The following is a 1,162-nucleotide window of genomic DNA, read 5'->3' on the forward strand; positions in this document are numbered from 1 at the left end:
CCCTCGATGTAGTAGATAGGGGTATTCTGCCGGCCCAATGTCACCGCCCCCCACTGCGTGCTGCTCAGGCCTACCCAGGCCTGCCGGCCAAACAGCCGGCCACCTTGTTGCACGGTACCCGAGTCCAACGCGAGCCCGGTCTCCAGCGTAAACACGGCAGACACGCCGGAACCCAGATCCTCCTTGCCACGCAAGCCCCAGCGGGATTGGTAAAGGCCGCCGTCCTCCACGCGCGCGGCGTGCTTACCGCCAGACTTAACGTACTCAATGTACTGATCGGCCACGCCATAGAGTGTGACTCCGCTCTGTGCGCTTGCCAAACCCGGCGTGACAGCTGCTGCCGCCAACAAAAATGCTCCCAGCTTCTTCATGCTCTCTCCTTGTCCCATCCACCGTGCGCAGCGGTGTGGTAGTTCGCGCGGTCAATTGCCGCGCTGCAAGGGTACGAGCAAGAAGAAAGGAAGTATTAACCCAATCGTCCCGCCAATTGCAGTCAAGTCCGGAAAGGCGCTGGGGCACGCAAGAAGCCCAGCGAAGACGTTAGTTGCGTTTTTCGCAAGCAGTGTGACACCGGTTGGTGAACGGCCAATCTCGACTCCGGCTCTGGGGCGGCGCCCGGCACTTTTTGGCAAGCAAATCCCCCCCGCAGACCGCAAGGACCCGCGAAGAGCAAGCAGGTGCGGCCTTCAGGGCCGCACGCTAGAGATTTTTGCTCAGCTCATAGTTATACGGATCGCTCGAGAATCGTTGCGATTGTTCGGCGCTTACAACATGACTTGCACAGCCCAGCACGCCAAGAGTCAGTGCGCTGAGAATCGCTGCCGCGAGAATTCTTGTCATGATTTTCCTCGGCCGGGGAGTGCCCTTGCGGGCGGGAGTTCCGAACTTAATTCTAGTTGTTGCCGTTCCTGATGCGACGCCGCCTGCTGGGCCTGCGCAATGCACTGCCGCGCCGCATGCATCGCTTGCACCGGTGCATGCGCCGGTCATCGAGCGCCGAACCAGGTGCACCGTCAGTCACTCCCAGGATCGTCGCCAGGACGCTGATCGCATGATCGTACGGTTAGCGGGGGGGGGAAGCCCTCCAATCCACCCAAGTTAAGCAGCCCCAAAAAAGCTGCGATTGATCAACGCAAGGTATTGACAGGCAAGGAGATTTGAG

The 1,162-nt window shown here is 60.2% G+C and carries 2 protein-coding genes; both read right to left on the reverse strand.

The genetic code is table 11. The annotated features are described in order from the left end of the window. Positions 1-371: porin (locus ACYP5B_RS12995; protein WP_459569894.1), on the reverse strand; the 371-nt coding region annotated here is incomplete at its 3' end. 328 nt (positions 372-699) lie between these two features. Continuing rightward, on the reverse strand, positions 700-840 hold the full coding sequence (locus ACYP5B_RS13000) for a hypothetical protein (protein ID WP_267603282.1): 141 nt from the start codon (positions 838-840) through the stop codon (positions 700-702). Positions 841-1,162: the final 322 nt, after the last annotated feature.

The organism is Cupriavidus sp. 8B, from assembly GCF_054589115.1.